Source organism: Streptomyces xiaopingdaonensis, from assembly GCF_000262345.1.
GTDB classification, from domain to species: domain Bacteria; phylum Actinomycetota; class Actinomycetes; order Streptomycetales; family Streptomycetaceae; genus Streptomyces; species Streptomyces xiaopingdaonensis.
On record NZ_AJTQ01000049.1, the window covers coordinates 1 to 7,340 of the forward strand.

General features: G+C 74.6%; 7 protein-coding genes. 2 read left to right on the forward strand and 5 right to left on the reverse strand.

The features are described 5' to 3' along the window. Positions 1-80: 80 nt before the first annotated feature. From UWG_RS0103545 to UWG_RS0103565, 5 genes are all read right to left on the reverse strand, one after another. Positions 81-992: a sirohydrochlorin chelatase gene (locus UWG_RS0103545; protein ID WP_193386405.1), complete on the reverse strand. Its 912-nt coding sequence runs from the start codon at positions 990-992 to the stop codon at positions 81-83. A 154-nt stretch (positions 993-1,146) separates the two neighbouring features. Further along, positions 1,147-2,127: an N-acetylglucosamine kinase gene (locus UWG_RS0103550; protein ID WP_016905830.1), complete on the reverse strand. Its 981-nt coding sequence runs from the start codon at positions 2,125-2,127 to the stop codon at positions 1,147-1,149. Beyond that, complete coding sequence (locus tag UWG_RS0103555) at positions 2,124-2,801, reverse strand: uracil-DNA glycosylase (protein ID WP_029391132.1); 678 nt, start codon at positions 2,799-2,801, stop codon at positions 2,124-2,126. Before UWG_RS0103555 ends, UWG_RS0103550 begins: the two co-directional genes overlap by 4 nt. A 138-nt stretch (positions 2,802-2,939) precedes the next feature. Then, positions 2,940-4,046, reverse strand: a complete 1,107-nt coding sequence (locus UWG_RS0103560; protein ID WP_016905832.1) for a WD40/YVTN/BNR-like repeat-containing protein — start codon at positions 4,044-4,046, stop codon at positions 2,940-2,942. A 95-nt stretch (positions 4,047-4,141) separates the two neighbouring features. Further along, on the reverse strand, positions 4,142-5,242 hold the full coding sequence (locus UWG_RS0103565) for an NADH:flavin oxidoreductase/NADH oxidase (protein ID WP_016905833.1): 1,101 nt from the start codon (positions 5,240-5,242) through the stop codon (positions 4,142-4,144). A 92-nt stretch (positions 5,243-5,334) separates the two neighbouring features. Between UWG_RS0103565 and UWG_RS0103570 the strand changes: the two genes are divergently transcribed. Together UWG_RS0103570 and UWG_RS0103575 are read left to right on the forward strand one after the other, a co-directional pair. Then, complete coding sequence (locus tag UWG_RS0103570; protein ID WP_016905834.1) at positions 5,335-5,676, forward strand: ArsR/SmtB family transcription factor; 342 nt, start codon at positions 5,335-5,337, stop codon at positions 5,674-5,676. A gap of 211 nt (positions 5,677-5,887) precedes the next feature. Further along, the gene (locus UWG_RS0103575) at positions 5,888-7,069 is read left to right on the forward strand and encodes a 4-hydroxybenzoate 3-monooxygenase (RefSeq protein WP_016905835.1); all 1,182 of its coding nucleotides are present in this window, start codon (positions 5,888-5,890) and stop codon (positions 7,067-7,069) included. The last annotated feature ends 271 nt before the right edge of the window (positions 7,070-7,340 follow it).

Genomic DNA, 7,340 nt, shown 5'->3' on the forward strand with positions numbered 1-7,340 from the left:
GGGTGGAATCCGCGGGGCCGCCGGAGGCGCTGCCCGTGCGCGCTCCGACGGCCCCGGCCGCTGGTTCCGTGCCGCGGGCGTCAGCGGACCGACATGCCCTGCGGCTGCTGTTGCGCGATGCCGAGCTTCGCCGCGTACGTCGAGGCGATGAGCTTGCCGATCGCCGGGTAGGAACCGAGCGGTTCCGCGCTCGTCGAGCCCGCCTCCTGCGCGGCCGCCTCCAGCAGCCCTCCGGGGACCTCGGGGCCGATCAGGCAGGGCGCGAGGGCGAGTTGCTGCGAGCCGGAGCTGCGGAGCTGCTCCGCGATGCGCCCGACGGCGCCTTCCTCGTCGAGCCCGGCCGCGAGCACCGGCACCGCGAGCCGCGCGGCGAGGAGCATCCCGGTGATACCCGCGGCCTGCACCGCCTCCTCGCCGCCCATGGTGGCGAGGATGATGCCGTCGGCCGCGGTTGCGACGGTGAAGAGCCGGGCCCTGTCGGCGCGTGCCAGGCCGGCCTCCGAGAGCTTCACGTGCACGCCCTCGGCGAGGAGCGGGTGCGGGCCGAGGACGTCGGTCAACTCCGCGCTGCCACCGGAGTTGAGGACGGCCTGCCGGATGAGCCGGATCTGTGCGGCGTCGGGCCCGGCGAGCAGGGGCACGACGACGGCCGTCGGCCCCGCGTCGGGCTGCGGCTCGGCGCCGGAGGGCTGCGGCTCGCCGCGCTCGGCGGCGGCCTGGCGCAGTACGGCGTCCAGGGCGGGGAACTCCTCGTCGCCGCCGTCGACGAAGCCGAGTCGGGCGTCCAGGCCGGGGAGTTCGGACCGCGCTATGCTCAGCGACTCCTCGGCGACGCTCCGCGCCGGGCCGCTGGGCGTCCCGGGGACGGCCAGCACGAGGGCGGGCGCGTTCTCCGGCGCGACGACGGGCTCGGGCTTGCGGTGCCGTCCGGGCTGGCGCGGACGCGGCATTCGTACGGGCAGGCCATTGTCCGGTCCTGTGGGGGAGCTCATGCGCCCGCATGTTAATGCCTTGGTGGGCTTAGCTGTTTGGCCGGGGGAGTTGCGGACGGGAATGTCCTGTTTCGACCCGCGCGTCGCGTCACCCTGCCGTGTCTCCACCACCCACACGGGAGTGCTCCGGGGCCGCACCCGGTGACGGGGACGGCTAGCGGGAGACGGGGAGCGATTGGAGGAGCGCCGCGTCCGCGGGCAGCGTGAGGGAGGCCGCGGCGTGGCGGGCGGCGAGGAGCACGGCCCCGTCGAGCGGATCGCCTGCGGGCTCGACGAGCCGGGCCGCCGGCAGTCGCCGGCCCAACTCCCGCCGCACGGGCCCGAGCAGCGGCTCACCCATCCGCGGCAGGCCGCCGGTGAGGGCGACGGCGGGTGCCGCCTCACCGGGCGGGCAGGCGGCTGCCGCGGCGCGCGAGACCTCCCGCGCGGCCTCCTCCAGGATGCGCCCGGCGACGGGGTCCGTATCGGCGCAGGCGGCCACCTCGGGCGCGAAGGAGGCGAGGAACGCGGCGCGGTCCTCGCGCGGGTAGAGCCGCGAGGGCAGTTGGGGGAGCGGGCCGAACACGTCCTCGGCGCGGGCTCTGAGCGTGTGCGAGCCGCCTTCGCGGCCGTCGTGGTCGCGGAGTGCGGCGTCGAGCCCGGCGCGGCCGATCCAGGCGCCGCTGCCGCAGTCCCCGAGGAGATGCCCCCAGCCGTCGGCACGGCGCCACGTCCGCAGGTCGGTGCCGAGCGCGATCAGCCCCGTCCCCGCTGCCACGACGGCGCCCGGGCGCTCCCCGACGGCTCCCGCGTACGCGGTGACGGCGTCGGCCGCGAGGAGGAGGCGCTCGGTGCCGAACTCCCGGCGCAGGAAGCCGGGAAGCTCGGCACGCAGGTCGGCGCCGAGCGTCGCCATGCCGGCGGCGCCGACGCAGACGGCGTCGAGCGGGGCGCTCTCCGTACCCGCGTCGGCACGCAACGGGCCGACGACGGCGAGGAGTTGCTCAGCCATGTGGAGCGCGTCGATGCCCTCGGTGCCGGTGCGCACGGGCCCTCGCTCGGCGGTCGCGACCGTTGTCGAGCCCGCCCCCGTGGAGCGCGCGAGCGCCACCCGCAGGCCGGAGCCGCCCGAGTCGACGCCGAGCACCCAGCTCACGGCAGCCGCCAGTCCACCGGTTCGGCGCCCTGCTCCGCGAGGAGCGCGTTGGTGCGGCTGAACGGACGGGAGCCGAAGAACCCGCGGTCCGCCGACATCGGCGAGGGATGCGAGGACTCGACGGCCGGGACCCTTCCGAGCATCGGCCGCAGGTTCCGCGCGTCCCGCCCCCACAGGATGGCGACGAGGGGCCGGTCGCGCGCGACGAGCGCCTTGATCGCCTGCTCCGTCACCTCCTCCCACCCCTTGCCCCGGTGCGCGGCCGGCTTGCGGGGGGCCGTGGTGAGCGCCCTGTTGAGGAGGAGTACGCCCTGTCTCGTCCACGGGGTGAGGTCGCCGTTGGACGGGCGGGGGACGCCCAGGTCGTCGTGGAGCTCGCGGAAGATGTTCTCCAGACTTCCCGGCAGCGGACGGACCTCGGGGGCCACCGAGAAGGAGTGGCCGACGGCATGTCCTGGGGTGGGGTAGGGATCCTGGCCGACGAGGAGCACGCGCACCTCGTCGAAGGGCTGTTGGAAGGAGCGCAGGACGTTCTGGCCCGACGGCAGGTAGGTTCTGCCGGCGGCGACCTCCGCACGGAGGAAGTCGCCCATGTCGGCGATGCGTTCGGCGACCGGCTCCAGTGCCTTGGCCCAGCCGGGTTCGACGATTTCGTTCAACGGTCGTGCAGCCACGGCGGGTCACTCTACTGGCTCCGCGGTGGCCGCGAGCCCCATCCCCCTTCTCCGGACGGGCTGTTGCACACCTCCCGCCGCGCGCCCCCTGCCGTGCACGGAGCGCGGGACCGCTCCCGGCGCGCGGGCCCCTCTTCTTCACCCGAGCACCGCGGCACGGAGGCACAGGACGTCCGGGAGGTGGGCGGCGAGTTCCTGCCAGGTCTCACCCTCGTCGGCGCTGGCGAAGAGCTCGCCGTTGCGGTTGCCGAAATAGACGCCGGCGGGCTCGGCGGTGTCCGTGCAGAGCGCGTCGCGCAGGACCGTGCCGTAGTGCGGAGCAGTGGGCAGCCCCGCGGTGAGCGGCTGCCAACTGCCGCCGGCGTCCTCGGTGCGGTAGATCCGGCAGCGGTGTCCGGCCGGGACGCGGTCGGAGTCGGCGTTGAGCGGGAAGAGGTAGGCGGTGCCCCCGCGGTGCGGGTGTGCCGCGACGGGGAAGCCGAAGTCGGACGGGAGGCCCGAGCCGATGTCCAGCCAGGTGGCGCCGGCGTCGTCGCTGCGGTAGACGCCCCAGTGGTTCTGGAGGTAGAGGCGGTCCGGGTCCGCCGCGTCCCTTGCGACCTTGTGGACGCACTGGCCGAACTCGGGGAACTGCATGCTCTCCGGGAGGAAGGCCGCCTGTACGCCCTCGTTCGACGGGGACCAGGTCTCCCCGGCGTCGGAGGTGCGGTAGACGCCGCCGGTGGAGACGGCGACGGTCACCGAGGAGGAGTCGCGCGGATCGACGAGGACGGTGTGGAGCCCGAGGCCGCCTCCGCCCGGCATCCACCCCTGCCTCGTCGGGTGCTCCCACAACCCGCGCACCAGGGCGAAGGACTCTCCCGCGTCCTCCGAGCGGAAGAGTCCGCCCGGCTCGGTGCCGGCCCAGACGGTGCCGGGTTCGTCGGGGCCGCCGGGCTGGAGCTGCCAGACGCGCTCGAGCGAAGTACCGGTGTCCGGCGGGTACTTCACGGGTGGCGCGGCAGGTTCCTGCCAGGTGGCGCCGAGGTCGTCCGAGCTGAGGACCGAGGGGCCCCAGTGCGAGCTGTCCCCGCCGACGAGCACCCGCGGCACACGGCCGCGGGTGTCGACGGCGACGGCCGAGACGGCCTGCGCGTCGAGGTGGGGGCCCGTGAACCGCCAGCCGGCGGAGGACCGTTGGCCCAGGGGCCGCCGCGCGAGGAACAGCCCCTTGCGGGTGCCGACGGCGAGGAGTACTTCGGTCATTGCTGCCTCCACAAGGGGACGTCTCCGTCCGAACGCGCAACAGTCTGTACGCGCCCACTGACAATCCGTCCGACCTGCGAAGACGCCGCCCGCTCTCAGGAGCGCGCGTACTGCTCCGGCACCCGTACCTCTCCGCCGAGTTCCCGCGCGGCACGGCGCGCCCAGGAGGGGTCGCGGAGCAGCTCGCGCCCGAGGAGCACGGCGTCCGCGCGTCCTGAGGTGAGCAGCTCCTCGGCCTGCGCGGGCTCGGTGATCAGCCCGACGGCGGCGACCGGCATGCCGGCCTCGTTCCGTACCCGATCGGCGAACGGCACCTGGTAGTCGGGGCCCACGGGGATGCTCGCCCGGGGCGCGTTGCCGCCGCTCGAGACGTCGAGCAGATCGACGCCGCGCCGGTGGAGCTCCTTCGCGAGGCGGACGGTGTCGTCACCGGTCCAGCCCTCGCGGTCGTCCTCCGGGTTCTCGCTCAGCCAGTCGGTCGCCGAGACGCGGAAGAAGAGCGGCAGTTCCTCGGGCCACACCGCGCGCACCGCGTCGACGACCTCCAGCGCGAGGCGGGTGCGCCCCTCGAAGGTGCCGCCGTAGCCGTCGGTGCGGTGGTTGCTGTGCGGCGAGAGGAATTCGCCGATCAGGTATCCGTGCGCGCCGTGGATCTCGGCGACGCGGAAACCCGCCTCCAGCGAGCGGCGCGCGGCCTGCGCGAACGCCTCGACGACCTCCGCGATCCCGTCCGCCGACAGCTCGGTGGGCTCGTGGTGGTGCTCGTCGAAGGCGAGGCGGCTCGGGCCGACGGGCTGCCAGCCGTAGCCCGCGCCCGGCGCGATCGGCGCTCCCCGCTCGACCCACGGGCGCTCGGTCGACGCCTTGCGCCCCGCGTGCGCCAACTGGATGCCGGGGACGCTGCCCTGGTCGCTGAGGAACCCGGTGATCCGGCGGAACGCCGCTACCTGCGCGTCGTTCCAGATGCCGAGGTCGTACGGGCTGATCCGGCCTTCCGGCGTGACGGCGGTGGCCTCGGTGAGGACGAGGCCGGTCCCGCCCGCGGCGCGGGCGCCGAGGTGCTGGAAGTGCCAGTCGGTGGGGGCGCCCACGAGTTCGCCCTCGGGCGCCGCCGAGTACTGGCACATCGGGGCCATCCAGGCGCGGTTGGGGATCGTCAGCGATCGCAGGGTATAGGGCTCGAACAGTGCGCTCACGGCGGCTTTCTCCTCTTCTCGGCTCGCTCGGCACCGTAACCCCGTTAGTACGTGAGGTGTCAAACTACGGAAGGCTTCGTACAATCCCCGGTGTGACCCCGACGACGGCTCCCCGCCGACTGCCGCACCCCGCGCCCGACCAGATCCGCCTGGAGGGCGTGCTCCATGCGCTCTCCGACCCCGCGCGCGTGCGGATCGTGTGCGCTCTCGCCGCGGCCGAGTCCGGTCTGACGTGCTCGGCGGTCGAGGTCCCCGTCTCCAAGTCGACGCTGACGCACCACTACCGCGTGCTCCGCGAGGCCGGCGTCGTGGCCCAGGTCTACCGCGGCACCTCCAAGGTCAACTCGCTGCGCAGGGACGAGTTGGAGGAGCTCTTCCCCGGACTCCTGGAGGCCCTGCTCACCGCTGCCGACCGGCAGGACCGACGGTCGTAGCCCGCGCGCCGCCGCTCGCACCCCCTGCGGGCCCCCGCCGGACAAGGCGGTCGGTGGCTCGGCACCGGCGATCGTTGACACCCGTCGCCCCCGGGCGGAGACTCCCGGCCAGTGCGGCCGAACGTTGGTTCACCAGGCGAACCCGCCCGGTATCCCCGTGCCGTTGCCGAGCCGACCGAGACCGGGCGCCGCAGGACGGAGGGGTACAGCGATGCGCACCACGGTCGGCATCATCGGGGCGGGCCCCGCGGGACTGCTGCTGGCGAGGCTCCTCCATCTGCGAGGCGTCGACTCCGTCGTCCTGGAGGCCCGCGACCGTGCGTACTGCGAGCAGCGGCAGCGCGCCGGCATCCTGGAGCAGGGCACGGCCGACGTGCTCCGCGCGGCCGGCGCCGGCGCCCGGATGGACCGCGAGGGGCTGCCGCACAACGGCATCGAGCTGCGGTTCGACGGCCGCCGGCACCGTATCGACTTCCCCTCGCTCACCGGCGGCCGCGCGGTGACGGTCTATCCGCAGACCGAGGTCGTGAAGGACCTGATCGCTCTCCGACTCGCCGAGGGAGGGCCGCTGTTCTTCGAGGCGGAGGCTCTCGCCGTCGAGGACGCCGAGAGCCCGAGCCCGCGCGTACGCTACCGCCACGAGGGCGGGGAGCGGCAGTTGGAGTGCGACTACGTCGTCGCCTGCGACGGCTCGTGGGGCGTCGGCAGGTCGGCCTTCCCCGCCGGCACGGCTCGCGTCTTCGAGCGCGGCTACCCGTACGCGTGGCTCGGCGTCCTCGCCGAAACCCCGCCGAGCAGCGCCGAGTTGGTCTACGCACGCCACGAACGGGGGTTCGCGCTCCTGAGCATGCGCTCCCTGGAGCTCTCGCGTCTCTACCTCCAGGTCCCCGCCGGCACCGACGCCGCCCGGTGGAGCGACGAGGCGGTCTGGGACGAACTCGACCACCGCACCGGGACGCCCGGCGCCGGGCGGCTGGAACGCGGCCCGATCACCTCCAGGTCCGTGACGGCGATGCGGAGCCTGGTCCACGAACCGATGCGGTACGGCAACCTCTTCCTCGCGGGGGACGCGGCCCACATCGTCCCGCCGACGGGTGCCAAGGGGCTCAACCTCGCCGTCGGCGACGTCGTCGCCTTCGCGCGCGGACTCGCCCACGAGCGCAGGACCGGATCGAGCCGGCACCTCGACGCGTACTCGGAGTTGTGCCTGCGCCGCGTCTGGCAGGCCGAGCGCTTCAGCTACTCCCTGACCACCGTGCTCCACCGGGACCCGGAGGGCACCGAGTTCGACGACCGCCTCCAGCTCGCCCGCCTCGACCGGATCGCCACCGCCCGCTCGGCCGCGACCCACCTCGCGGAGAACTACACCGGGCTGCCGTTCCCGCTCGATTGACCCGGCCCGCCCCCGCCATGCGGGCCGGTGCGGGCCGGCGACCGCCGTGCTGGGCTTCCGTGCGGACGAGGGCGACCGCCGGGAACGGACCACTGCCCTCCGCGCGGACGCACGAGGTCCGACTCACCGAGGGCCGCCACCGCTCCGTCCTCGGCCTCCCGGCCCCTGCTGCCGATGCGGTGCGGTGCCGGCGCCCGGTCCGCCCCCGAACGGCTTCCCGCGGACCTCCGGTCGCGGGAGGCGGGACCGTTCCGCACCCGCCGAAACCGGC